Genomic DNA, 25,212 nt, shown 5'->3' with positions numbered 1-25,212 from the left:
TTTTTCATGCGCCACCCGGAGCCACCTGGCACGAGACCCTTCTCTCCTCAAGGTAGCCGAGCGAGCGGATGTGCACGCAGTTCGTGCGTTCCCCCGGCGTGAAATTGCCAAGCTGCGGACCACCTCGCGGCAAAGGCGCCGACACGGATCGTGGCCGCAATTACCTGTGAACGCGAGCAGAATTCGATCCGCTGCATCAAACTTCCTGCCGGTGCCGGTCTCGCATCGCCAATGCTTATGTCGTCAGTTGGCATTGCTATTATACAAAACCGCCGCCGCCCCTGAAACTGATCCCACAAGAATTCGGTGCCTGAAAAGGCCGAAACAACCGACCATGACAACAGGGGACGATCGATGACTTTGACACTTTCACATCTGACACGGGGCGCGACGCGGGCTGTCACCGCGGCGTTGCTCGCCGGCACCATCCTGAGCGGTGCGGTGGCCGGCGGTGCCCGGGCACAGGAGACGGTCGTCGTGGCGGTCAGCCCGCTCGGCGCCGATTCAAACCTCTACTGGACCACCACGGGCGCCTTCATCCTGCCGTCGCTGCAGACGCTGGTGGGCCAGAACCCGGAAACCGGCAAATACGACAACAGCCAGTTGGCCGAGAGCTGGGAGCACAACGAGGATTTCACCTCCTGGACCTTCCGCCTGCATCCCGAGGCACGTTTCAACGACGATTGGGGCCCGGTCACCGCGGCGGACGTGGTGCACAGTTTCAACCTGCATATCGGCGATGACGCCAAGCTGAGCGGTATCAGCAAGTTCCGCGAGATCACGGTGACCGCGCTGGACGATCACACCGTGCGCTTCGACATTCCCTCGCCCGAGCCGGACTTCCTGTTCTCCCACGCCGGCCGCGGCTCGCTGGCGATCTACAGCAAGGCTCAGTTCGACGCCGAGGGGCTCGAAGGCTATGAAACCGCCCCGGCCGGTTCGGGCCCGTTCAAGTACGAGGGACGCGAAACCGGCCAGTCGGTCACCTTCAGCGCCGTGGAAGATCACTGGAGCGGCGCCAGCCCGGCGTATGACCAGCTGGAATTCCGCTGGGTGAGCGAGCCGTCCACACGCCTCGCCATGCTCTCGGCCGGCGAGGCCCATGCGGTCACCCTGCCCCGCGATCTGCAGGACGACGCCGCCGAAGCCGGCCAGACGGTGCTGGTCTCGAGCGAAGGTGCCATGCAGACCACCATGCTCTTTACCGGCCAGTTCCTGAACCCCGAGGCAGAAGAGAACCGCGATGCCCGCAGCTACGCCTGGGCCGACCAGCGGGTGCGCGAGGCGATGAACCGCGCGCTTGATCGCGACGCCATTCTCGAGGCGCTTTACGGTGAAGGCGTGCGCAAGCTGCCGGTCTACACCATGGACCCGCGCTTCCCCGGCTATTCCGAAGACCTCGAAGCGCGCTTTGACGAGGCTTACGGCTATGATCCCGAGCGGGTGGCGGAATTGCTGGCCGAGGCGGGCTATCCCGACAAGTTCGAGAACCCGAAGATCCCGCTGGTCGTGACAAGCCTCGCCGGCAATCCCGAGTTCGCCCAGATGGCCGAACTGGTGCAGGCCTATTTCGACATCGCCGGCATCCAGACCGAGATGCGCGAACAGGACTGGGCCACCGGCAACACCGCGATCCGCGGCTTCTCGGCGGATTTCGTCACGCCGATGCGCAATGCCCCGGTCCGGCCCAGCGCCCTCGGCGTGCAGATCTTCTTTACCTCCGAGGCCAGCCCGCATCTCGACGTGGGTGACCCCGAGCTCAACAAGCTGGGTGCCGATCTGGTGGCGGAGACCGATCCCGAGACGCGCGACGCGATGCTGGAACAGATGTTCACCCGCATCTTCGACAGCTACGCGCATCTGCCGATGGCCACCGTTCCGGCCTCGGTCGTGGTCAACAGCGATCTTGTCGAGGGCTGGACCTTTCCGGGATCGACCTCTTCCGGCCTGAGCCACTTTGAACTGATCGACCTGAAGTAACGCTCTCGGGCGGCTCAGGGTGAGACCTCCTCCCGGGTCTCACCCTGATGCATTGCAAGGAACCAGATAATGCTGCGCTATCTCCTGCTGAGAGTGTCCTCCAGCCTCTTTGCGCTACTGATCATCACGATGATCGTCTTCTCGCTCTCACAGCTGTCGGGCAGCCCGGTGGATGCGCTTCTGCCGGATGACGCCACCCAGGAGCAGATCGATCTGTTCATCCGGGAGTGGGGCCTCGATCAGCCTTTGTGGAAGCAATACCTCACCTTTCTCGGCAATGCCGTTCAGGGCGATTTCGGCATCTCGCTGAAATGGCCCGGCGAAAGCGCCATGGGCTTTGTCATCGACCGGATGCCGGCGACGCTGAAACTTGGCGGGCTGTCGATCCTGATCACCCTGGTGATCGCGCTGCCGCTGGGCATCGCCGCCGCCGTCTACAAGGGATCGCTGATCGACAAGGGCGCGCAGGGTTTCGCGCTTCTGGGACAGTCGATGCCCAACTTCTGGCTCGGCATCGTGCTGATCTGGGTGTTCTCGGTCTGGCTGGGCTGGCTGCCGACCTCGGGGATCGGCGGCTTTGCCCACCTGATCCTGCCGGCGATCGCCATTGCCTGGTTCCAGATCTCGGCGCTGGCTCGGCTGACCCGCTCTGCCATGCTCGAGGTGCTGGACGCCGAGTACATCAAGCTCGCCCGGGTCAAGGGTGTCTCTGAATGGGTTGTCGTGTTCAAGCACGCATTGCGCAATGCCGCGGTGGTGCCGCTGACCTATTTCGGCATCCTCGCCGCCTCGATCCTGACCGGCTCGGTGGTGATCGAATCCGTCTATTCCTATCCCGGCATGGGCTGGGTCGCGATCGAGGCGATCCGCGGTCGGGACTTCCCCGTCGTTCAGGCCGTCATCATCGCCTACGCGGTGATCTACATGCTCTCCAACCTTTTCGTCGACCTGCTCTATGTCGTCGTCAATCCGAGGATCCGTCATGGTTGAGGTCTCTTCACTTCCGCGGACCAGCCCGTCCGAGGGCCGCGGCCGCGGGCTTGGCCGCAAGCTCCGCGCGCTGCCACTCCTGCCAATGGCGGTGCTTCTGACCGTCTTCATCATTCCGGCTCTTTTTGCCGACTGGCTCGCCCTGCATGATCCCTACGTCCCCAACCTCAAGGCGCGGTTGCAGCCGCCGGTGGGTTTCGGCGGCGACTGGGAGTACCCGCTGGGCACCGACCGGCTGGGCCGCGACATCTACAGCCGGATCGTGCATGGCGCCTGGTACGTACTGGCCGTCTCGATGATCGGCATCGCGGTGGGGGTCGTCGTCGGCACCACCCTGGGGCTGATTGCAGGCTATGTGCGCGGGTGGTTCGACGGACTGGTGATGCGGCTGGTCGACATCTCGCTGGCGCTGCCGGCGATGCTGCTGGCACTGGCCCTGGCGGCGGCGCTCGGCGCGAGCTTCCTGTCGGTGGTGATCGTCGTGGGCTTTGCGCTCTGGGCCTATTTCGCCCGGCAGGTGCGGGCCGAGGTCCTGCTGCTGCGCAATGCCGATTTCGTCGCCAGATCGCGGGTGGCCGGCGCTTCGCATGTCCGGATCCTGTTCCGTCACATCCTGCCGAATGTCACCAATACCATCGTCGTTCTCGCGACGCTTCAGGTGGGCATCGCGATCATGCTGGATGCCTCGCTCAGCTTTCTCGGCATCGGCATTCCGCGGCCGACGCCGACCTGGGGCCTGCTGGTGTCGGATGGGCGGGATTTCATTGCGACCGATTGGTGGATCGCCTTCTTTCCCGGCCTCGCCATCATGCTGACCGTGCTCTCGGTCAACATGATCGGCGACTGGCTTCGCGACACGCTCGACCCCAGACTAAGGCAGGTTTGACATGAACTCACCCGACACAGGCGCCCTGCTGGACGTCAGGAACCTCAAGGTCGAAGTCACGACCAAGGCCGGCAGCTTCTTTCCGGTCAACGATCACAGCTTCTCGGTTCAGGCAGGAGAGACCCTGGGCATCGTCGGTGAATCCGGCTCTGGTAAATCGATGACGGCAATGTCGCTGATGCGGCTCTTGCCGAAACATGCCGCGCGGATCCGCGGCGGCAGCGTCAAGCTGGACGGGCGAGAGCTGCTCTCGCTCAGCGAAAAGGAGATGCGGCAGGTGCGCGGGGCCGAGATCTCGATGATCCTGCAGGACCCGCAGACCTCGCTCAACCCGGCCTTCACCGTCGGCAGCCAGATCGCCGAGGCGCTGAAGCTGCATGCGCCCGGGCCCCGCAAGACCCTGCGCGAGCGCACCATCGAGGCGCTGAGACGGGTCAAGGTCGCCGCGCCGGAGCACCGGGTGGATGCCTACCCCGGCGAAATGAGCGGCGGCATGCGCCAGCGCGTGGTCGGGGCCATCGCCATTTCCTGCCGGCCAAAGGTGATCATTGCCGATGAGCCGACAACCTCGCTCGATGTCACGGTACAGGCGCAATACCTGAGGCTTCTCAAGGAGCTGCAGGAAGAAACCGGAATGGCGATCCTGTTCATTACCCATGATTTCGGCATCGTCGCCAATCTCTGCCACCGGGTGATCGTGATGTATTCCGGCCGGATCGTCGAATCCGGACCGGTTGCCAAGATCTTCGCTGCTCCCGCGCATCCCTATACCGAGGCGCTGATCGCCGCGGTTCCCAGCCTGCATGGCCAGCAGGGTCGGCTGACCACCATTCCGGGCCAGCCGCCTGCCCCTACCGATCAGATCACCGGTTGCCCCTTTGCCCCGCGCTGCGACTACGCTGATGCACGCTGCCGCGCCGAGGCACCGCCGACCGTGGCGGCCGATGCCTCCGGCGATCACACCACTAGCTGCTGGAGGGCCGTAGAATGACGTCCGACACCCCAATTCTCGAGGCCCGCGACCTGTCGAAGCATTTTCGCATACGCGCCGGGATGATGCGGTCCGAGACCCGCACCGTGCGGGCCGTCGACCGGCTGAACTTCCAGATCGCCAAGGGCGAGACCCTTGCGCTTGTGGGAGAATCCGGCTGCGGCAAGACCACCACGACCCGGCTGTTGCTGCTGCTGCAGGATCCGACCCATGGCTCGGTGCGTTTTGCCGGTGAGGATATCCACAAGCTATCCGGCGCCGGTCTGCGCAGCTACCGGTCAAAGGTGCAGGCGGTGTTCCAGGACCCCTGGTCCTCGATCAACCCGCGGGTCCGGATCCGGGATTTCGTGGCGGAACCGCTGGTTGTGAACGAGAAACTGACCGCCGGCGAGATCGACCGCCGGGTGCACGAGGCGCTTGACGCCGTTGGCCTTGGTCCGGCCCATGCGCGCAAGTTTCCGCATGAGTTTTCCGGCGGACAGCGTCAGCGGATCGCCATTGCCAGCGCCATGGTCTCGCGGCCCGAACTGGTGGTTCTGGATGAGCCGGTTTCGGGTCTGGACGTCTCGATCCGGTCGCAGATCATCAACCTTCTGAAGGACATGCAGGCGGAGTATGGCGTCAGTTTCCTGCTGGTCGCACATGACCTGGCAACCACGCGCTATCTCGCGGACCGGGTGGCGGTGATGTATCTCGGCAGCATCGTCGAGATGGGCGCGACCGACGACGTGTTCGACACCCCGAACCATCCCTATACCGAGGCGCTGCTCTCGGCCGCGCTGCCCAGCACGCCGGGGGTCAGGCGGGACGAGATCATCCTCGGCGGCGAAGTCCCGTCGCCGTTGTCCCCGCCCAGTGGCTGCAGCTTTCACCCGCGGTGCCATCGCATTATCGGCGATGTCTGCAAGACCGAGGCGCCGGCGTTGCGAGACCACCAGGCTGAGCGCTGCGTCGGGTGCCACCTCTACTGACGGACATCCGAAGCCGGTGAACGGGCAAAGGCGGGCTTCGCGGCCCGCCTTTGCCTTTGCCTGTTGCGGCCGGCCCTTGCAACGTTGCTTCGGGCCGCGACGAAAAAGGCGCCGGAAACCTGTCGCAACAGATCTCCGGCGCCTGATTTCACCCGTGGCAGAGCGTGTGTTACCTGAGCCCAGCCACTGCTTCGGCGATCTTCTGGCAGGCGGCTTCAATGACCTCCATCGAGGTTGCGGTGGAGATCCGGAAATAGGGCTCGAGCCCATAGGCCCCGCCATGGACCGACGCGACGCCGGCCTGTTCCAGCAGGTAGAGCACGAAGTCGAGGTCGCTCTCGATCCGCTTGCCATCCGGCGTGGTCTTGCCGATCACTCCGGCGCAGCTCGGATAGAGGTAGAAGGCCCCGTCAGGCAGCGAGCAGCTGAGCCCGGGGATCTGATTGATCAGCTCATGTGCCCGGTCGCGGCGTTGCCGGTAGACCTTGACGGTGGCGTTGACGCTGCCCTGCGGCCCGGTCAGGGCAGCGGCGGCAGCGGCCTGACTGATCGACGACGGGCAGGAGGACATCTGCGACTGCAGCTTGTTGATGGCATCGATCAGAAACTTCGGTCCCGCAGCATATCCGATCCGCCAACCTGTCATGGCATATGATTTCGACACGCCATTGACCACCAGCGCCTGCTCCGCAAGCTCTGGTGCAACGCCGAGGATGCTCTCGGTCCTGAAGTCGGCGTACCAGATGCGGTCGTAGATTTCGTCGCACATCACCAGCACCTGCGGATGGCGCCTGATCACCGCGGCCAGAGCCCGCAGCTCGTCGCCGGTATAGGCCACGCCGGTGGGGTTCGAGGGAGAATTCAGGATCACCCAGCGGGTCTTGTCGGTAATGGCCGCCTCCAGCGCCTCGGGCGTCAGCTTGAAGCCCACGTCCTCGCCGCAGGGGACGATCACCGGGGTGCCGCCGTTGGCCACCACCATGTCGGGATAGGACACCCAGTAGGGCGCCGGCACGATCACTTCGGTGCCCGCCTCCACGGTGGCCATCATGGCGACGAACAGGATTTGCTTCGCCCCGCTGCCGACGCAAATTCGGTCGAGCGCACAATCGATCCCGAGACGCGTCGAGAAATCGTGCTGCACCGCCTTGCGCAGTGCGTCGGTGCCATTGACCGGGGTGTATTTGGTATCGCCCTCGGCAATCGCCTGCACGCCGGCGGCCTTGATGCTGTCTGGCGTGTCGAAATCGGGCTCTCCCACGGTCAGATTGAGGATCTCCCGGCCCTGGGCCTTGAGATCGCGGACCTTCTGCGCCGCTGCAACGCTGGGAGAAACGCGGATCGAGGTTACGCGGGTTGCTAATTTCTGATGGGTCACTCTGGTCTCCCTGAGACGTCGAATATCTGGAATGGCCGGGCCGGCGCAGACGTCACGCGGCCCGACGCTGCGCACGGCGGCTACTTGTTGCCGGTGAGGATGACCTCGTCGCCGACCCGCTTGCCGGTGCGAAGCCCGCCCGGCACCTGCAGGATCGGCAGCAGTTCGATCATCCCGATGTTGACGTATTGCGGCGTGCCGATGGCATATTCGACGGCGTCGGCAATGTCGGAGACCTGCGGCATCTCGAAGCCTTCGAAGTATTTCTTCTTGGCCTCTTCGGGGCTGATCTTCTCGACGTGGGCAAAGATGTCGGTCTCGACCCGGCCGGGGCTGATCTCGGTCACCCGCACGCGACGCCCGAAGGCGTCGACCCGCAGCTGGCGCGAGACCGTGTGCATCGCCGCCTTGGTGGCGTGATAGGCGATGTGGCCGCCGAATTCGTAATGTGCGGCCATCGAGGTGATGTTGAGGATATGGCCATTGTCGCGCGCCATCATGCCCGGCAGAAGCAGCCGCGCCAGATGCAGGCAGGCGCGCAGGTTCACGTCGATCTGTTCGTCGATGTCGAAGGCCTCCGACTGCAAAAGGCTGCCGGGGCGTGACACGCCTGCACAATTGACCAGAACGTCGATCTCCAGACCATCCAGCGCCCGTGTCACCGCGTCGAGATCGGTCACGTCGACCGCATGCGCCACGATGGTGTCATGCTCGGCCGCCAGCGCCTCGAGCTTTTCGGCGCTGCGCGCAAAAGCGTGCACTGTCAGGCCCTTCCGGGCGAGGCGCTCGGCAATGCCGCGCCCCATGCCGCCGGAGGCTCCGGTGACGAGGGCGGTCTTGTAGTCGGAGAAAGGCATACGTCTGTTCCTGTCCTTGTTGGAAATGTCCGGCCCGGCAGCTTTGCCGTGGCCTGTCGTCTATTGCGCGCTCAGCGGCGCGATCTCGCCCCCGATGGTGGTGATTTCCTGCTTCAGCCGGCGGGCCAGGCCCACAGCGCCGGGGGTGTCGGAATGTACCAGCACCGACTGCACCGGCATGGCGATCTCTTCGCCGCTCACGCAGGTCAGTGTCTGCCGGCGCAACACGCCGAGCACCCGGGCCACCACCTGGGACTCGTCGTCGATCACAGCGCCCGGGGTGCCACGCGGCGCCAGCTGGCCGTCGGGCAGGTAACCGCGATCGGCAAGAAAGAGCCGCACCACCTTGCCACCCCGCGCCAGAGCGGCGGTCTCGAGCGCACTGCCGGGCAGCACCAGGAAGGCGATCTCGGGATCAAAGGCCAGTGTGGCATCGGCCACGGCCTCGGCGATGCCAGCGTCGACGCTTGCGAGGTTTCCAAGCGCCCCATGCGGGTTCATGTGGCTGACGCGGTGCCCGGCGCGGCGGGCAAACCCGGCGAGCGCCCCGATCTGGTAGAGCACATGCGCCTCGAGCTCGGGCAGCGGGATGTCCATCCTGCGGCGGCCAAAGCCCATCCGGTCGGGAAAGCTTACATGCGCGCCGAGATCGACGCCGTGATCCCGCGCCAGGCAGACGGTGCGATCCATGATCAGCGGATCTCCGGCGTGATAGCCGCAGGCCACATTGGCCGAGCTGATCTGCGCCATCAGCGCCGCATCGTCGGCCAGCGTATAGGGGCCAAAGCCCTCGCCCATGTCGGAATTGATATCGATCTTCATCGCCCGGCCTCCAGCGTGAACAGCAGGTCGCCGTAGCCTGCGATCCGGCCCTCCTCGGGCCCGTCCGTCAGGATGCCGCCATCAGGCGCCGTGATTTGCAGGCGCGCGCCGTCGACCTCCAGGTAGCCCAGCACCTGCCCCTTGCTGATCCGATCTCCGGTAGAAACCGGGATCAATCCGTCATCGCGACCACAGGCGACAAAGCGGCCCATGCCGGGGCTTTTCACCGCGACCGGCCCGGAGCCTTGGACGGCAGTTGCAATGGCGGGCTGGCCTCCTGCCGGCAGGGCGAGCGTCAGGCTGTCGTCTCCACAGTCGATTTCCAGCCGGGTGGTGCCGGTGCGGCGCATGGCCTCGACGAGCCGCAGTTTCTCGGGATCGCTAAACATCTCAACTCCAACTCTTCTGAAGATCACGTGCCCCGGCGAGGCTGCGCCGCAGCCCTTCCAGCCAGGTACCTTCGTCGGTTTCGGCGCGTTGCGCCCCGGCCAGATCAATGCGGGCAAAGCGCAGGGTGTCGCCGGGACGGGCCTGACCCAGGCGCCAGAGGTCCGGTTCGATCACGCAGGCGATCTTGGGATATCCGCCCATTGTCGCGGAATCGGCGAGTTGAATGATCGGCTGCCCCCCGCCCGGCACCTGGACGATGCCGGGCGCGATGCCATGCGAGCGCAACTCGCCTTGCGCCTCGCGCAGAAGCTCGGGGCCGCTCAGGCGATAGCCTTGCCGGTTGCTGGCGGGGGTGACCTGGTAGGGTTCGCCAAAGAAGGCGTCCAGAGCGTCGACGGCGAATTCCTGCGTCTCGCTTGACGGCAGGACACGCAGCACGATGTCGGCGGCGCCGTTCTGTCGCGGCGCAGGCAGCGCATAGCTGATCTCTGGCGCGGCACGACGTGGCGCGGCCCCCTCGAGACGGTCGCCCGGCGCCAGGACACGGCCCTCGAACCCGCCAAAGCCCTCGCGCAGCTGGGTGCTGCGCGAGCCCAGCACTTCTGGCACGTCGATGCCACCTGGCAAGCCGAGGTAGACCCGCGCACCGTCGCGCATCGCGCCCAGTTCCAGCGTCTGACCGGCGCGCGCGGACCCTGCCCAGCAGCGCGGCAGAGCCACCCCGTCGAGCCTGGCATCACAGGCAGCACCGGCCAGAGAGACCGCGGTATCTTCGACAAGGACGAACCGCGCCGGCGTCAGCGGAATTTCCAGCGTTGCTGCCGTTTCCTCGTTGCCGAGCATCAGGTTGGCCACGCGGTGCGCCATTGGGTCCATTGCCCCGGCGCAGCCGAGGCCGTTGTGCCAATGGCCGTTGCGGCCGAGATCCTGCACCGTGGCAAGTGGCGGGATGGCGACAACCTCGATCATGTGATCACCTCCACCGGGGTAAAGCGAATGGCGTCGCCAGGCTGGAGCAGCGCGGCGGGCTGTCTCGCCGGATCGAAGAAGCTGATGTCGGCGGCGCCGATGGTGTTCCAGCCGCTGGGACCGGCCGAAGCCGAGACCCCGGTCTGCAGGCCGGCGATCGAGAGCGACCCGCCCGGCAGGCTTTGCAGCGGAACCTTGCGGCGCGGCGTTTCAAGCCGCGGATCGAGGCCGCCGAGGTAGCAATAGCCGGCGTGACTTCCGACCGCGAAAACCGGGTAGTCCGGTGCGCTGTGACGGCGGATCACCTCGTCGACGCCCAGCCTGGTGATCTCGCAGACCTCCTGCAGATGCGGTCCGCCGGTCCCGCCGTAGACGATCTCGATCTCGAGCACCTTGCCGGACAGGTCCTTCTGCCGTCCCTCGGCCCAGAGCGCGTCCAAAGCGCGTTCCAGGGCCTCGAGGTCCGTCGGCACCTTGGCGAGGCGCAGGGTCAGGTTGGTCATGCCGGGCACAGCCTCGAGCACGTCGTCGCGGGTGCCGGCGGCTTCGGCCAGGGCCCAGACCCGGCGCTGGTGAGCCAGGTCGAAGGGGCAGTCCACCTGGTAGAGGAAGCTGCGGCTTCCGATCGGGAAGAGCCCTGTCTCAGACATCGGCCTTCTCCTGCGCGGCAAGCCACTGTTCGAAATGATGGATCGACACGCCTCCGGCGACAAAGCCCGGGTCGGCCAGCAGCGCCGCGTGCAGCGTCGCATTGCACCTCACCCCGTCGATCCGCAGTTCGGCCAGCGCAGTGCAGGCGCGCGACAGCGCCTCTTCGCGGGTCGCGCCATGGGCGATCACCTTGGCAATCATCGAATCGTAATGGGCAGAGACCTCGGCCCCGGCGACAATATGCGTTTCGACGCGGATGCCCGGCCCGCCGGGCAGATGCAGCCCCGTGACGCGGCCCGGACTGGGTGAAAAGCTCTCGGGGTCTTCGGCGTTGATCCGGCATTCGATGGCATGTCCGGCACTGGCGACCTGGTCCTGGCTGAGGGGCAGCGCCGCGCCGAGGGCGACGTCGATCTGCAGGGCGACGATGTCCAGCCCGGTCACCAGCTCGGTCACCGGATGTTCGACCTGGATACGGGTGTTCATCTCGATGAAATAGAACTGGCCGTCTTCGTAGAGGAACTCGAAGGTGCCCGCTCCGACATAGCCGATCTCGCGGCAGGAGGCTGCGCAGCGCGCGCCGATCTCGGCGATCAGGGCGCGGTCGATCCCCGGCGCCGGGGCCTCCTCGATCAGCTTCTGGTGACGGCGCTGCATCGAACAGTCGCGGTCGCCCAACCAGAGCGCGGTGCCATGGGCATCAGCGAGGATCTGGATCTCGACGTGCCGGGGCCGTTGCAGGAACTTCTCCATGTAGATGTCGGGGTTGCCAAAGAACCGCTCGGCCTCTTGTCGGGTCAGCATGCAGGCTTCGGCCAGCGCGGCGGGGTCGCGGACGATACGCATTCCGCGCCCGCCGCCCCCGCCGGCGGCCTTGAGGATCACCGGGTAGCCGATCTCCTCGGCAATGGCGGCTATCGCAGCAGGGTCCTTCGGCAGCGTGCTGTCGGGCCCCGGCACGCAGGGCACGCCCGCGGCGATCATCGCGGCCTTGGCTTCGACCTTGTCGCCCATCCGGCGCATGACATCGGCGCTGGGTCCGATCAGCCTCATCCCGGCGGCCGTAACGGCCTCGGCAAAGCCCGCGTTTTCCGACAGAAAGCCATACCCCGGATGCACCAGGTCGGCCCCCAGCAAGCGCGCCGCCTGGATGACGGCAGGAATGTTGAGATAGCTTTTCGAGGCCGGTGCCGGACCGATACAGATCGCGGCATCGGCCAGGTCGAGATAGGGTGCGCCCCGGTCGGCCTCGGAATAGCCGCAGACAACGCGCAGGCCCAGCCGGCGGCAGGCGCGGATGATGCGCAGGGCAATTTCCCCGCGGTTGGCTATGAAGACGGTTTGCTGGTCTGCTCGGGTCATGTCCGCACCCTCATCAGGCTTGCACCGGCTTCGACGGTCGCGCCATCGACAATGCAGATTTCCTCCAGCGTGCCGTCGCGGTCCGCGGTGACCGAGGTCATCACCTTCATTGCCTCGATCAGGCAAATCGTCTGCCCCGTCGAGACCGCTGCTCCGATCTCGACAAAGGGGGGCGAGCCCGCGTCCTGTGCCAAGTAACAGGTCCCCGACAGCGGCGCTTCGATCGCCTCGAGCCCGCCACTTGCCTCTTCCGGGGTCTGCGCCGCGGCCGGCTTTGCCGCTGGTACGGGGGCAGTTACGGAACCCTCTGCGCCCCGCTGCAGCGACACACGGCAGCCGTCGCGCCTGAAGCCGTATTCACTCAGGTTGTTGCTGGCGGCCCAGTCCATGCTGGAAATGAGGGCCTCGACTGACATCGGCATAACGGAACCGGTTCCTCTTGCTGGGATCGACTGCTGTTTGGTCGAAGTTAGCATCGGCGCCGCGCGATGATGTCAGAGCGCTTTCAAATGACCCGGTCCGCAGGTGCATAGCAAAGCGCGATCATGTCAGAGCCAGTTGATGTTATCCGCGCGCACCCCGCGCCGATAAATTGCGCGCATCCGGGCCACGGCCCGACCGATCTGCAGGAGGCGCATCAAATGCCCAATATCGTTACCAAATTCGAACGTGCCAGACCCGAGGACGTGGCGGCCCTGGCCCCCTTCGGCAGCGCCACCGTGCATGAGGCCCAGGGCCGGCTCGGCGCGCTCGACTCTCGCCTGAAGCCGATCGACCGCACCATGCGGCTCTGCGGTCCGGCCTTTACCGTGCTGGGCGCGCCGCGCGACAACCTGATGCTTCAACTGGCCATTCACTATGCCCAGGCCGGCGATGTCATCGTCATGTCGGCGGGAGAATACGAAGAGGCCGGGTGCTTCGGCGATGTTCTGGGCAATGCCTGCGTCGCCAAGGGAATTGCAGGGGTGATCACCGACACCGGCGTGCGCGACACCCAGGCGCTGATCGAATTGGGGCTTCCGGTGTTCTCGCTCAACGTCTGCATCAAGGGCACGGTAAAGGAGACCCTGGGCCGGACCGGCTGCGACATCGTGATCGGCGGCGAGCTGGTGCGCCCCGGCGACGTGCTCTGCGGTGATGCCGACGGGCTGGTGGTGGTGCGGCGCGAGGACGCCGCGAGGGTGGCGAGGCTGTCACAGGAGCGCGAGGACATCGAGGCCGACCTGATCGAGAAATACAAGGCCGGGCGCACGGTGATCGATCTCTGCGGGCTCGAGCCGGTGCTCGAGGCCAAGGGGCTGACCACCGATCTCTGACCCCAGGCTGCGCTGCGCGACCCCGGCTCAGGGGGTCGAGCGGCGCAGAATCAGGTCGGGCTGAAGGACGTGGCGTTGCGCCACGCCACCCGGCGTCGCCGCCAGCACCTCGAGCACCAGGTCCGCAGTGCGCGCCCCCAGCCGCCCGGCATGGACATCGATGGTGGTCAGCGGCGGCTCGCAGACCCGACCGATCTCGTAATTGCCGAAGCCCGAGACCGCCAGGTCTTCGGGCACCCGCAGGCCGCGTCGCTTGCATTGCGCCAGTGCGCCGAACGCCACCAGGTCGGACACACAGATCAGCCCGTCGGTCTCCGGGTAGTGATCCAGCATCAGGTCGAGCCCCGCCGCCCCTTCGGTCATGCCCACCGGCGCCGCGCCGGCCGGCACCAGCCGATGGGCCTCCAGCCCGTGGTGTGCCATGGCCTCGATGAACCCTTCGCGCCTTTGCACGCCGCGCGGGTCGCGCTCGGTCTCGCCGCCCAGAAACGCCAGGCGCCGCCGCCCGCATCTGACCATGTGGTCGACCAATGCCGTCACCGAGGTCCGGTTGGAAAAGCCCACCACGTGGCCGATCGGCCGCTCCGGCAGGTCCCAGATCTCGATCACCGGAATTGCCACGTTTTCCAGCATCGTCCGCGTGCGCACGCTGTGTTCGCCGCCGGTCAGCACCACCGCCTCGGGGTTGCGGCGCAGAAGCTGCGCGATCAGTCGCTCCTCTTCTTCGGGATCATATTCGGTATTGGCCAAAAGGATCTGCAGATCCTTCTTCAGCAGCCCACGAGACAGCTCCCGGACCGTGGCGGAAAAGTTGGCATTCTCGATCGAGGGCACGGTGACGGCGACAAATCCGCTGCGGCTTTGGCGCAGGTTCGCGGCGGTGGCATCAAAGACATAGCCCAGCTCCTCGGCCTTGCTCAGGATGCGGGCCCGGGTCTTTGCGTTGATGCCGCTGTCCCCCTTGAAGGCGCGCGACACCGTCATCGCCGAGACGCCCACCGCCGCCGCGATGTCCGACATCTTGACCTTGCCGCCCTGCGCCGGTCTTTTCACCTGAGCCCTCCGGATGTGTCAGCGTTCAGTAGCCGCCTCACGCCGCCCGAGCAACCGGCGACAGCCGGCGGGTGATCCGCGTGAGGATCTGCTGTGCCACCGTCGCGGCCGGCTGGTCGATGCTGACGGTGATCGCCTGTTCCCCGGGCGCTGGCACGTCGAGCGTGGCGATCTGGCTGTCGAGCAGCGCCTTCGGCATGAAATGGTCCTGCCGTCCGCCCAACCGCATCTGCAAGGTCGGTCTCGACCCGTGCAGGTAGACGAAGATCGGCACCGCCGGACTGGCGTGGCGACGGATCATCGACCGGTAACCGGCCTTCAACGCCGAGCAGCCTAGGATCAGCCCCGACGGCGCATCGGCCAGCCTGCGTCCGCAGTCCGCCAGCCAGGGCGCGCGATCTGCATCTTCGAGCGGCACGCCCCGGCGCATCTTTTCGACGTTGGCGACAGGGTGAAGATCGTCACCGTCGAGATAGGTCAGCCCGGTTGCCGCGGACAGCGCCTGTCCGATGGTGGACTTCCCGCAACCGCTGACGCCCATCAGCACGATATGCTGCGCCTCAAAGGGAAACACTGATGCCTCCGTCCACAAAGAGCACGTGACCGTTGACGAAGCTCGCCGCACCCGACGACAGGAAGACACAGGCACCGACCAGCTCTTCGACCCTGCCCCAGCGCCCGGCCGGGGTCCGTTTCTCCAGCCATGCGGTGAACTCGGGGTTTTCCACCAGGGCGGCGTTGAGCGGCGTTTCGAAATAGCCCGGGGCAATGGCGTTGCACTGCAACCCATGCTGAGCCCAATCGGTGGCCATCCCCTTGGTCAGGTTGGCGACCGCGCCCTTGGTGGCGGTGTAGGGCGCGATGCCGGGACGGGCCAAGGCGGTCTGCACCGAGCAGATATTGATGATCTTGCCGCGGCCGCGGCCGATCATGAAGCGCGCCACCGCCTGGCCGACATTGAACACCGAAGAGACATTGGTCTGCATCAGGGTCTCGAAACGCTCGGCCGGGAAGTCTTCGAGAGGCGCGCGATGCTGCATGCCGGCATTGTTCACGAGGATGTCGATCGGCCCGGTTTCGAGCTCGAAGCCGTCGATCGCCTGTCGGACGGCTTCGTGGTCGGTGACGTCGAAGCAGAGGGTGTCGATTTCGACCCCCGGGCAGGCCTCTTCCAGTGCGGCGCGGGCGGTTTCGAGCCTGGCCGCGTCGCGGCCGTTCAGCACCACGCTTGCGCCGGCCCGCGCCAGGCCCATCGCCAGCGCATGGCCGATCCCCTGCGAGGAGCCGGTGATCAGCGCGCGCCGGCCGGTCAGCCCAAAGCTGGTTTCGAGAAAGTTGTCCTGAAGGGTCATCACGGTCTTCCTTTTTGGGTGTCGACATCAGCGACTCTTGGCAATATGTTATCGATAACTATTTTCGTCAAGCACAAGATTCGCCGGTCCGGCGTGGGCCGGTCGGCAAGGAGACACCGCATGAGCAAACCCGTGATCCTGCAGATGGGGGCCTACCCGTCCTGGGACGAGGCGCCATTGAACGCCGACTTCGAGATGCGCCGCATCTTCGACGCCGATGACCAGGAGGCTTTTCTCGCACACCATGCCGCCGAGGTGCGCGGCATCGCGACCCGCGGCGAGCTCGGCGCCTCGGGCGATCTGATTGCTGCCTGCCCGAAGCTCGAGATCGTCTCGGTCTATGGCGTCGGCTATGACGCGGTCGATCTCGACGCCTGTCGCGCACGCGGTATCCGGGTGACCAATACGCCGGATGTCCTGTCGGGTGACGTGGCCGATTTCGCAGTGACGATGATGCTGGCGCAAAGCCGCGGCATCGTCGCTGGCGACGCCTGGGTCCGCGGCGGACAGTGGGAGACGCAAGGCGCCGTGCCGCTTCAGCGCAGGGCCTTCGGTCGCCGCGCCGGCATCCTTGGACTGGGGCGCATCGGTTTCGAGATCGCCAGGCGTCTGGCCGGATTCGACATGCAGATCAGCTATTCGGACGTAGCGCCCAAGGACTATGCCCCCGATTGGACCTTCGTCGCCACGCCGGAAGAACTGGCGGCCCGGAGCGACCTCCTCTTTGTCGCGGCCGCGGCCTCCGAGGCGACCCGGCACATCGTGGACGCCGACGTTCTGCGGGCGCTGGGGCCTGACGGCATGCTCATCAACGTCTCTCGCGCCTCCAATGTCGACGAAGAGGCCCTGATCACGGCCCTCGGCGATGGCACATTGGGCGCCGCCGCGCTTGACGTTTTCGAAGGCGAGCCGGCGCTTGACCCGAGGTTCCGTGCGCTGCCCAATATCCTGCTGCAACCGCACCAGGCCTCGGGGACCGTCGAGACGCGCAAGGCGATGGGTGCCCTGCTGCGCGCCAATCTCGAGGCGCATTTTGCCGGCAAGCCGCCGGTCAGCCCTGTGATCTGAGGTCAAATCCATGAAATCACTTGTCATTTACGCCGCCAAGGACCTCCGTCTCGAAGAGCATGCGGGGCAGGACGACCGCCCCCTCGCCCCCGGCGAGGTGCGCATCAAGGTGGCCGCCGGCGGCGTCTGCGGCTCAGATCTGCACTATTACCACCATGGCGGTTTCGGGTCAGTGCGCCTGCGCGAGCCGATGATCCTTGGCCACGAGGTCTCCGGTCACGTGATCGAAACCGGATCAGACGTCAGTGGTCTGTCCGAGGGCGATCTCGTCGCGGTCTCGCCCTCACGGCCCTGCGGGGCCTGTGGATATTGCCACGAGGGGTTAGCCAATCACTGCGAGAACATGCGCTTTTACGGATCGGCCATGCCCTTTCCGCATATCCAGGGCGCCTTCCGCCAGGAGCTGGTGGCCAGCGCCGCGCAATGCGTCCCGGCCGCGGGCCTCACGCCCGGAGAGGCCGCGATGGCCGAACCCCTTGCCGTCACCCTGCACGCCATGCGCCGGGCTGGGCCTCTGTTGGGCAAGGATGTGCTGGTGACCGGCTGCGGCCCGATCGGGCTGCTGGCGGTTGCGTCGGCCCGGCTGGCGGGGGCTGCAAGCATCACCGCCACCGACCTGTCGGATTTCACCCTCGATATGGCGCGCAGGATGGGGGCCGATCGCACCATCAACACAGGTCGCGAGGCCGAGGCCCTCGCAGGCTTTGCCGCCGGCAAGGGCCATTTTCACGTGCTCTTCGAATGCACCGGAGTTGCGCAGGCGTTGCTGCCGGCGCTCGATACCATGCGGCCGTGCGGCGTGGTGGTGCAGCTTGGTCTCGGCGCCGAGGTTCCCTTGCCGATCACGAAGATCGCCGCCAAGGAACTGGATTTGCGCGGCTCTTTCCGGTTTCATGAGGAATTCGCGAACGGCGTTCTGGCAATGCAGCAAAGACGCGTTGACCTGCGACCGCTCATCACGCACGAATTCGCCCTCGCAGAGGCGGAGGAAGCCTTTCTGACCGCCTCGGATCGCAGCAGGGCGATCAAGACACAAATACGGTTCTCCTGATTGGTTTTCGTTATCGATAACCACAGTCGACCGCAGGATTTGGAGACAAGCACCATGACCCGCCCCACAGACATCGGACTGATCGGCCTCGGCACCATGGGCTCTGCGCTGGCCCTCAACATTGTCGACAACGGCTTCAGCCTCAGCGTGTTCAACCGCACCGCCTCGGTCACCCGGACCTTTGTCGGCGCGGCCGGTGCCCTGGCAGACAGGCTGACGGCGACCGAGACTTTGGAAGACTTCGTCCAGTCACTGGCCAGTCCGCGCACGATCATCCTGATGGTGCCCGCAGGCGCGGTTGTCGACCAGCAGATCGCGGCGCTGGCGCCCCTTCTCGAGCCCGGCGACCTGATCGTCGACGCCGGCAACGCCAATTATGCCGACACCAGCCGCCGGGTGCGCGCAGCGGAAGAGTCGGGTCACGATTTCCTCGGGATCGGTGTCTCGGGTGGCGAGGAAGGGGCGCGCCACGGTCCGTCCATCATGGTGGGCGGCGGCCGCGACCACTGGCTCAGGCTCAAGCCGTTGTTGCAGGCCATCTCGGCCAAGTATCAGGGCGCGCCCTGCGCCGCCTACATGGGCCCCGAGGGCGCCGGGCATTTCGTCAAGATGGTGCACAACGGCATCGAATATGCCGACATGCAGATGATCGCCGAGACCTACGATATCCTGGGACGGGGCCTGGGCCGCGACATGGAGGAGATCGCCGAAACCTTCGAGACCTGGAACAGGGGTCCGCTGGCCTCCTACCTGATCGAGATCTCCGGCCGCATCGCCCGCAGCACCGATCCGCTGACCGGCGCGCCGATGCTCGACGTGATCCTCGACAAGGCGGGACAGAAGGGCACCGGCCGCTGGACGGCGATCGAAGCACAGCACCTCGGCGTCGCGGCGCCGGTGATCGAGGCCGCGGTCTGCGCCCGCAACCTCTCGGCCGCGCTTGACACCCGACAGCGCGGCGCAGAGGTCTTCGGCGCGCAGCCCGGGCCAATGGCCGGTGACACCGTGAGCGCGGATGAGCTGGAGTCAGCGCTGATCGCCGGCAAGATCCTGTGCTACGCTCAAGGCTTCGACATGCTGGCTGCGGCCTCGCGGCACTATGGCTGGGACCTGCCCCTGCCCGAGATTGCCCGGATCTGGCGCGCCGGATGCATCATCCGGTCTGACATGCTCAACGACATGGCCAAGGCCCTTGCCGAGTCAGACGACGATCTGCTGATCTTTGCGGCGCCTTTCCAGGACCACCTGGCCCGACACGAGGCGGCGCTGCGCAAGATCGTCCTCACGGCGATGGAAGCAGGGCTCGCCGTGCCCGCACTGGCCGCCGGGCTCAGCTGGTTCGACAGCATCCGCACCCCGCGCAGCTCGGCCAACATGATCCAGGCTCAGCGCGACTTCTTTGGCGCCCATGGCTATCAGCGCACGGACGGCAAGGACGCGCCGCACGGACCCTGGGGCAGCGAACAGCACACCGGCGCCTGACATCGCCGCCCGTCCATTACAATGAAGAGCCCCGGGCCAGTTTACCTGGCCCGGGGCTCTTCCGTCGCAAGCCGCGAGTCTCAGCCCAGCAGCAGGTCGGGCACGAAGGTCACGATCTGCGGGAACACCGCCAGCAGGATGACGAAGAGGATCATGATCAGCAGGAAGGGAAAGGTCACCCTGGCGATATAGCCGGTACTGCGCCCGGTGATGTTCTGGATCACCGCAAAGTTGAAGGCGACCGGCGGCGTAATCTGCGCCATCTCGACCACCAGCACCATGAAAATGCCGAACCAGACCTTGTCGAAGCCCGCCGCCTCGACCAGAGGCAGCACCACCGGCAGCGTGGTGGCGATCATCGAAAAGCCTTCCAACGCCGTGCCCAGCACAAGGTAGAGCCCGATCAGCGCGAGGATCAGAACGATCGGCGCCAGGTCGAGCGCGGTCACGAAGCTCGCTACTGCCGCGGGAATGCCCAAGGTCGCTGTCACATTGCCCAGAACCGAGGCACCCAGGATGATGATCCCCATGACCGAGCAGGTCTGAACCGCGCCAAGCACCACGTCGCGCAGCACCTGAAATGACAGGCAGCCTTGGAACAGCGCCACCAGGAAGGCCCCCAGCACGCCAAGCGCCGCCGCCTCTGACGGGGTGGCCAGACCACCGTACATCGAGCCCAGCACGCAGAGGATCAGGAAGAGCGCGGGCGCCAGGTCCCGTAGTGCGGCAAAGCGCGCCCGAAGGGGCATGTGCCTCAGGGCGCGTTCGCTTTCCGGGATCAGCTCGGGCTTCAGGGCGCTGCGGATCATGATGTAGGTGCCGAAGGTGGCAGCCAGCAGCAGCCCCGGCAGGAACCCGGCGGTAAACAGTCGCAGCACCGACTCGTTGGCCAGCACGCCGTACATGATCATCACCGTCGAAGGCGGGATCAGAAAACCGAGCGTGCCGGCACCGGCCAGTCCGCCAATGGCCAGTTCCGGCGAATAGCCACGCGACAGAAGTTCCTTCAACGTCATGCGCCCGACCACTTGGGTGGTCGCAGCCGACGAGCCGGATATCGCCGCAAAGATCGAGCAGCCCACGATGTTGACATGCAGCAGCCTGCCCGGCAGCAGGCCCGCCCAAGGCGCGAGACCCGAGAATAGCGCCTCGGAAATCCGCGTCCGGAACAGGAATTCTCCCATCAGGATGAACAGCGGCAAGGCCACGAGATCGGGGGTGGTGAGGATGTTGAAGACATATTGCGGAAAAAGCCTGTCGATCGGGATATGGGTGAACAGGACGGTCAGGCCGATGGCGGTGGACAGCAGTCCGATGCCGATCCATGCACCGGCCGCCAGGGTTCCGAACAGCAGCCCGAAGAGGCTGGTAACGATTGCGCCCATAGGTGGGGTTCCTTGAAATTCTGTGGCGTCGCGCGTGCGAGAAATCGCGCTATTCGATCGCGCTGGCGGCGCCGAGCCGCGGATTGTCCAGCGCATGACCGGCGAGCGCGGACACCAGGCGGGCCAGCATCTGCAGGGCCAGCACCCCTGCCCCGAGCGTGAGCACGGCCTGCGGGATCCACAACGGCGTGAAGCTTTCCTGCGACACCTCGCCGTAGCCATAGGTGCGCAGCGTGAAATTGAAGAGCCAGAGTGTGAGCGCCCCGGTGACCGCCGTTCCCAGCGCGGCGGACACGATCTCGAGCCCCCGGGCCAGCCAGCGTGGACCGGCCGACATCACCAGCTCGACCCTCAGTTGCAGCCCGGCCCGCAGCGTCATGCCGGAGCCAAGTAGAAAGGCCGCCCCCATGAGATAGGCGCTGTACTCCCAGCCGACGCCGGTGCCCGATGGCACGAAATGCAGGTACTGGCTGAAAAACGCCAGCAGGATGTCGGCCAGCACAAGCAAGGTCAGCCCGACGATGCACAGCCCCGCCCCCCAGGCCCCGACAAGCGCAACCAGATCTGCGGCCCCTTGCAGGGCCGCAGCAGGTCCGCGAGGCGTCGGCCGAGCCGCGGCAGAGCCTTCGGACAGGTTTTCCATCTCAGCCACCGACCCGCGACTTCAGGTAGGCATCGGCAATCGGGCGGGCCGCCGGCACCCGCTCGAAGAAGGCGTCCTGTACAGTCTTCGCGCGCTCGCCGATTTCGGCCATCAGTTCGGCGGACAGGGGAACCAGGGTCATGCCGTTCTCTTCCATGGTCTTGAGGCTCTTCAGGTCGCTCTCGCGCGAGATGTCCCAGAACGCCGGCTCGAGCTCGGCCGCGACCGCCTCGATCGCCGCGCGATCCTCCTCGGAGAGGCGGTTCCAGGTGTCGAGGTTGATGGTCACCGCGTTCGAGCCCCAGGTGTGATTGGTGGCATAGATGTAGTCGAGAAATTCCCAGAACCGCCCGTCGACGCCGGAGGTCGCCGAGGTGGCCACCCCTTCGACCCGGCCAGAGGCCAACGCCGGAAGCAGTTCGCCCCAGGGCATCACCACGCCGTCCATGCCGATGCTGCTGATGATGTCGACGGTGTTCTTGTCGGCACCGCGGACCGGGATACCTTCGAAATCGTCGATGCTGTCGACCTTTTCGTCGAGGTAGACGTATTGCGCCGGCGATGGCACCATGTAGAGCAGTTTCTGATTGTGCTGTTCGAACAGCTTCTCGAACTCGGGGCGCAGCACCTGGTGATAGGCTTTCAGCTCTTCCATCGAGCTGACCAGAAAAGGCACGCCCTCCGCGCCGAAGAGCGGGTTGCTGCCGACCTGCTGGCTGATGTTGATGTCGGCCATGTCGACCAGGCCGTCGCGCACCGCGGCCAGCTGATCGGGGCCCTTGAAGCCCAGAGAGCCCGCGGCACTCACGGTGATGGTGACCTCGCCATCGGTCGCCTCGGCCACCGCCTCGGCAAAGGTACGGGCGTTGTCGACCATGAAGTTGCCTTCGGGAAGGACATCCGAAAGGCGCAGGTTGGTTTCGGCGGCGGCGATGCCTGCAGCGGCAACCAGCGTAGCGGTGCCGAGAGCCAGTGATTTGAGGACGGACATTCAGTTCTCCCTGTGTGGTCGGTCTCTGGCGGCCTTGGTGCCTGACGTCAGCAGACCTCTGTGATCTCTGTGGTACCACCGCATGCTAAGGCGGTTTTGAGGCGCGCGGAAACACCGCTTCGATCTGACGTGATCGCAGAATCTTATGTCTGCACAGCCGAGGCTCGAAGCGCTTTGACAAACGATCTTGGCATTGGCCTAAACGTCATCGAACCGTTAAGAAAGCCTGCATGGACATCCGAAAGCTACATTCCTTCGTCAAGATCATCGATATCGGCAGCATAACCCGCGCCTCGGCGATCCTGCATATCGCGCAGCCGGCGCTCAGCCAGCAGATTGCAGCGCTCGAGTCGCACTATGGCAAACCGCTGCTGGTGCGGTCCAAGCGCGGCGTGGTTCCCACCGAGGCCGGCAAGGTGCTTTACCGCCATTCGCAGTTGATCCTGCGCCAGATGGACGAGGCCGAGCTCGACATTCAGACCGCCTCGGAGGATATTCGCGGGGTTGTCCGGGTCGGCTTGGCGCCCTTGGGTCTGGGCTCTCTCCTGGCGGCGCAGCTGATCAAGAAGCTGCGCAGCGACTATCCCGGCATCCTGCTCTACATCAACGAAAACGTCGGCGGCGGCGCGATGAGCGAGCTGATCATGACCGGCAAGATGGACGTGGCGCTGATCTTTTATCCTGGCGCGATTCCCAGCCTTGCCTTCGAGAAGATCTCGACCGAAGAATTGCACTACGTCACCACGTCGGGCCAGATTGCCGAGACCGAAGAGATCGCCTTTGCCGATGCGGTTGCCCGCCCGCTGATCCTGCCCAGCAAGATTCACACGTTGCGGCAGGTCATCGACACGTCGCTTGCCCGCACCGGGATGACAGCGCATGTCATTGCCCAGACGGAATCCATCTCGATCCTGTCGAACGCCCTGAGCGAAGGGCTCGGCGACAGCATCCTGCCCCTGTCTGCCGCCTTGGCGGTGCAGCGCAGGGTTCCCGAGGCGCGGATCTGCCCGATCCGCCGCCCCAACATGCGCACTAACATGGCGGTCTGCTGGTCAGCCCAGCTGCCTTTGTCAGAGGCCACCACTGCCGTGCAGAAATGCCTGATCGAACTGTCGCGCCAGCTTACCGAGTGAACAACGACAATCTCGTCGGCGAGTTCACCTTGGCGTTGACCAATTCCTGCTGACAGGCCGTCGCGTCGGCGGCAAACAAATACTACTTGGCACAGCGAAACGAGGAAGCAGCTATCTCCGAACGCTCCTAATCCACGGTGCCCGGTCAGTCTTAATACCCCTCGATCGCGCCAAGCCATCCGGAAATGGATGACCTTCTACAACCATCAGCGCCCTCATTCAGCCCTGGGTGGCCAGCCTCCGGCGCTGGTCTATTGGCAGAGAAATGATAGCAAGCAACCCGATCAGCAGGCGCAACGAGTAGCTTAAATTACGCCAGATCCTGTCCAAGAGATGCGGAGTAGCTCAGCCGAGCGGCGGGCCGGCCGGGGGCGGCTCTCTCCGCAGCATCGGCGGCTTATGCCGTGGCCGCGATTGTCGTCAGCTATGTCTGCTACGCTTACTACCGGATCGGCCAGATCATCGCCAACTCGGTGATTTTCTTCGGGCCGCGCGAAATGTATGTGGCGCTGGCCGCCGCGGCGCTATCGCTCTGGGCCTGCTGGGTCCTCTGGGGCGCTCCGATTGCCATCCTTGGTGCGCTGGCGCTGCTCTATCTCGCCACCGGGCAATACTGGCCCGGACCGCTGCAGACCGCGCCCTCGGACATGTTCGACACGATCTCGGCCAATATCTGGTACGACAGCGACCAGGGTATTCTCGGCTCGATCATGGGGGTGGTTCTGACCACGGTGCTGCCCTTCATCATCCTCGGCGCGATCCTCGAAGGATGTGGCGCCGGCGGCTCGATGATCCGCATTTCCTTTCACCTGATGAAACGGTTCAAGCGCGGCCCGGCCTATGCCGCGATCCTCGCTTCGGCGCTCTTCGGCACGGTCTCGGGCTCGGCGGTCGCCAACGTCGTGGGCACCGGCGTCGTCACCATCCCGATGATCCGCAAGCGCGGCTTCAACGCCAATTTTGCCGGCGCGGTCGAGGCCACGGCCTCGACCGGGGGGCAGATCCTGCCGCCGATCATGGGGGCGGCGGCGCTGGTCATGGCCGATATCGTCGGCGTCAGCTACCTGACCGTTGTGCTGGCGGTGATCATCCCGGCAGTGGCCTATTACCTGTCGCTGTTTCTCGCGGTCTATTTCGAGGCGCAGAAGCTCGACATCCAGGTCAGCGACGATGACATCGGCGTGCCGCCGCCGGCGCTGCAGGACTGGGTGAACATGATCCTCGTCTTCGGCCCGATCTTCGTGATCGTCTGGCTGCTGGTCAGCGGGCTGTCCGCCCCCGGCGCCTCGATCGCCGCGATCCTGCTCTTGGTACCGCTCAGCTTCATCAACCCCGAGGTCCGCCGCAAGCCGCAGATGCTGGTCGCCGCGCTCGCCGACGGCGGCCGGACCATCGGTCAACTGGCCGTGGCGATCGCCATCGTCGGCATCGTGGTCTCGATCCTGTCGGCGACCGGCGTGCGCCAATTCCGATGATGCGCGGGTAACCGGA

General features: G+C 65.5%; 26 protein-coding genes. 12 read left to right on the top strand and 14 right to left on the bottom strand.

The window, feature by feature from the left end:
- Positions 1-354 precede the first annotated feature (354 nt).
- From ACN0SE_RS01855 to ACN0SE_RS01835, 5 genes are all read left to right on the top strand, one after another.
- Entirely contained in the window at positions 355-1,980 is a 1,626-nt protein-coding gene (locus tag ACN0SE_RS01855; protein WP_417522769.1) for an ABC transporter substrate-binding protein, read from the top strand.
- A 69-nt stretch (positions 1,981-2,049) separates the two neighbouring features.
- Entirely contained in the window at positions 2,050-2,970 is a 921-nt protein-coding gene (locus ACN0SE_RS01850) for an ABC transporter permease (protein ID WP_417522768.1), read from the top strand.
- Entirely contained in the window at positions 2,963-3,856 is an 894-nt protein-coding gene (locus tag ACN0SE_RS01845) for an ABC transporter permease (protein ID WP_417522767.1), read from the top strand. The genes ACN0SE_RS01850 and ACN0SE_RS01845 overlap by 8 nt, the downstream gene beginning before the upstream one ends.
- 1 nt (position 3,857) lies before the next feature.
- Positions 3,858-4,847: an ABC transporter ATP-binding protein gene (locus ACN0SE_RS01840; protein WP_417522766.1), complete on the top strand. Its 990-nt coding sequence runs from the start codon at positions 3,858-3,860 to the stop codon at positions 4,845-4,847.
- Positions 4,844-5,818 (top strand): ABC transporter ATP-binding protein, encoded by a 975-nt coding sequence (locus tag ACN0SE_RS01835; RefSeq protein WP_417522765.1) that lies wholly within the window; start codon positions 4,844-4,846, stop codon positions 5,816-5,818. The genes ACN0SE_RS01840 and ACN0SE_RS01835 overlap by 4 nt, the downstream gene beginning before the upstream one ends.
- A gap of 169 nt (positions 5,819-5,987) precedes the next feature.
- Here ACN0SE_RS01835 and ACN0SE_RS01830 read toward each other — a convergent pair whose 3' ends face one another.
- From ACN0SE_RS01830 to ACN0SE_RS01795, 8 genes are all read right to left on the bottom strand, one after another.
- Entirely contained in the window at positions 5,988-7,196 is a 1,209-nt protein-coding gene (locus ACN0SE_RS01830; protein WP_417522764.1) for an aspartate transaminase, read from the bottom strand.
- Between the two features lie 80 nt (positions 7,197-7,276).
- A complete protein-coding gene (locus tag ACN0SE_RS01825; RefSeq protein WP_417522763.1) occupies positions 7,277-8,053 on the bottom strand; it encodes an SDR family oxidoreductase in 777 nt (258 codons plus the stop codon).
- A gap of 60 nt (positions 8,054-8,113) precedes the next feature.
- Positions 8,114-8,875, bottom strand: coding sequence for a LamB/YcsF family protein (locus ACN0SE_RS01820; protein WP_417522762.1), 762 nt, complete (start codon positions 8,873-8,875; stop codon positions 8,114-8,116).
- Positions 8,872-9,264: an acetyl-CoA carboxylase biotin carboxyl carrier protein gene (locus ACN0SE_RS01815; protein WP_417522761.1), complete on the bottom strand. Its 393-nt coding sequence runs from the start codon at positions 9,262-9,264 to the stop codon at positions 8,872-8,874. Before ACN0SE_RS01815 ends, ACN0SE_RS01820 begins: the two co-directional genes overlap by 4 nt.
- A 1-nt stretch (position 9,265) precedes the next feature.
- Positions 9,266-10,234, bottom strand: coding sequence for a biotin-dependent carboxyltransferase family protein (locus ACN0SE_RS01810; protein ID WP_417522760.1), 969 nt, complete (start codon positions 10,232-10,234; stop codon positions 9,266-9,268).
- Entirely contained in the window at positions 10,231-10,884 is a 654-nt protein-coding gene (gene pxpB / locus ACN0SE_RS01805; RefSeq protein ID WP_417522759.1) for a 5-oxoprolinase subunit PxpB, read from the bottom strand. The genes ACN0SE_RS01810 and pxpB overlap by 4 nt, the downstream gene beginning before the upstream one ends.
- On the bottom strand, positions 10,877-12,247 hold the full coding sequence (locus tag ACN0SE_RS01800) for an acetyl-CoA carboxylase biotin carboxylase subunit (RefSeq protein WP_417522758.1): 1,371 nt from the start codon (positions 12,245-12,247) through the stop codon (positions 10,877-10,879). Before ACN0SE_RS01800 ends, pxpB begins: the two co-directional genes overlap by 8 nt.
- Positions 12,244-12,669, bottom strand: a complete 426-nt coding sequence (locus tag ACN0SE_RS01795) for an acetyl-CoA carboxylase biotin carboxyl carrier protein (protein WP_417522757.1) — start codon at positions 12,667-12,669, stop codon at positions 12,244-12,246. Before ACN0SE_RS01795 ends, ACN0SE_RS01800 begins: the two co-directional genes overlap by 4 nt.
- A 219-nt stretch (positions 12,670-12,888) precedes the next feature.
- On the opposite strand from ACN0SE_RS01795, the gene ACN0SE_RS01790 reads away from it, so the two are divergent.
- Positions 12,889-13,563 (top strand): 4-carboxy-4-hydroxy-2-oxoadipate aldolase/oxaloacetate decarboxylase, encoded by a 675-nt coding sequence (locus ACN0SE_RS01790; RefSeq protein WP_417522756.1) that lies wholly within the window; start codon positions 12,889-12,891, stop codon positions 13,561-13,563.
- Positions 13,564-13,590: 27 nt separating this feature from the next.
- On the opposite strand, the gene ACN0SE_RS01785 is transcribed toward ACN0SE_RS01790, so the two are convergent.
- From ACN0SE_RS01785 to ACN0SE_RS01775, 3 genes are read right to left on the bottom strand one after another with little or no spacing between them, the layout of a single operon-like run.
- A complete protein-coding gene (locus ACN0SE_RS01785) occupies positions 13,591-14,616 on the bottom strand; it encodes a LacI family DNA-binding transcriptional regulator (protein WP_417522755.1) in 1,026 nt (341 codons plus the stop codon).
- Positions 14,617-14,653: 37 nt separating this feature from the next.
- Positions 14,654-15,190, bottom strand: coding sequence for a gluconokinase (locus ACN0SE_RS01780; protein WP_417522754.1), 537 nt, complete (start codon positions 15,188-15,190; stop codon positions 14,654-14,656).
- Positions 15,177-15,968 (bottom strand): SDR family oxidoreductase, encoded by a 792-nt coding sequence (locus ACN0SE_RS01775; RefSeq protein WP_417522753.1) that lies wholly within the window; start codon positions 15,966-15,968, stop codon positions 15,177-15,179. Before ACN0SE_RS01775 ends, ACN0SE_RS01780 begins: the two co-directional genes overlap by 14 nt.
- 120 nt (positions 15,969-16,088) lie before the next feature.
- Here ACN0SE_RS01775 and ACN0SE_RS01770 point away from each other — a divergent pair, with 120 nt between their 5' ends.
- Genes ACN0SE_RS01770 through gndA form a run of 3 tightly spaced genes read left to right on the top strand, consistent with a single transcriptional unit; the run spans position 16,089 to position 19,569 of the window.
- Positions 16,089-17,036 (top strand): 2-hydroxyacid dehydrogenase, encoded by a 948-nt coding sequence (locus ACN0SE_RS01770; protein WP_417522752.1) that lies wholly within the window; start codon positions 16,089-16,091, stop codon positions 17,034-17,036.
- A gap of 10 nt (positions 17,037-17,046) precedes the next feature.
- Positions 17,047-18,087, top strand: coding sequence for an L-idonate 5-dehydrogenase (locus tag ACN0SE_RS01765; protein WP_417522751.1), 1,041 nt, complete (start codon positions 17,047-17,049; stop codon positions 18,085-18,087).
- Between the two features lie 54 nt (positions 18,088-18,141).
- Entirely contained in the window at positions 18,142-19,569 is a 1,428-nt protein-coding gene (gene gndA / locus ACN0SE_RS01760) for an NADP-dependent phosphogluconate dehydrogenase (RefSeq protein ID WP_417522750.1), read from the top strand.
- Between the two features lie 80 nt (positions 19,570-19,649).
- Here gndA and ACN0SE_RS01755 read toward each other — a convergent pair whose 3' ends face one another.
- Genes ACN0SE_RS01755 through ACN0SE_RS01745 form a run of 3 tightly spaced genes read right to left on the bottom strand, consistent with a single transcriptional unit; the run spans position 19,650 to position 22,588 of the window.
- Complete coding sequence (locus ACN0SE_RS01755; RefSeq protein WP_417522749.1) at positions 19,650-20,954, bottom strand: TRAP transporter large permease; 1,305 nt, start codon at positions 20,952-20,954, stop codon at positions 19,650-19,652.
- A gap of 49 nt (positions 20,955-21,003) precedes the next feature.
- Complete coding sequence (locus ACN0SE_RS01750) at positions 21,004-21,597, bottom strand: TRAP transporter small permease subunit (RefSeq protein WP_417522881.1); 594 nt, start codon at positions 21,595-21,597, stop codon at positions 21,004-21,006.
- Position 21,598: 1 nt separating this feature from the next.
- Positions 21,599-22,588: a TRAP transporter substrate-binding protein gene (locus tag ACN0SE_RS01745; protein ID WP_417522748.1), complete on the bottom strand. Its 990-nt coding sequence runs from the start codon at positions 22,586-22,588 to the stop codon at positions 21,599-21,601.
- Between the two features lie 230 nt (positions 22,589-22,818).
- Between ACN0SE_RS01745 and ACN0SE_RS01740 the strand changes: the two genes are divergently transcribed.
- The 3 genes from ACN0SE_RS01740 (at position 22,819) to ACN0SE_RS01730 (ending at position 25,196) form a co-directional block, all read left to right on the top strand.
- Entirely contained in the window at positions 22,819-23,721 is a 903-nt protein-coding gene (locus ACN0SE_RS01740; protein ID WP_417522747.1) for a LysR substrate-binding domain-containing protein, read from the top strand.
- Positions 23,722-23,910: 189 nt separating this feature from the next.
- The gene (locus tag ACN0SE_RS01735; RefSeq protein ID WP_417522746.1) at positions 23,911-24,030 is read left to right on the top strand and encodes a hypothetical protein; all 120 of its coding nucleotides are present in this window, start codon (positions 23,911-23,913) and stop codon (positions 24,028-24,030) included.
- A gap of 95 nt (positions 24,031-24,125) precedes the next feature.
- Positions 24,126-25,196: a TRAP transporter large permease subunit gene (locus tag ACN0SE_RS01730; protein ID WP_417522745.1), complete on the top strand. Its 1,071-nt coding sequence runs from the start codon at positions 24,126-24,128 to the stop codon at positions 25,194-25,196.
- The last annotated feature ends 16 nt before the right edge of the window (positions 25,197-25,212 follow it).

The sequence above is a fragment of the Marinovum sp. genome, assembly GCF_048263515.1.
In the GTDB taxonomy this organism is placed as follows: domain Bacteria; phylum Pseudomonadota; class Alphaproteobacteria; order Rhodobacterales; family Rhodobacteraceae; genus Marinovum.
This window is presented reverse-complemented; position numbering and strand designations above follow the sequence as displayed.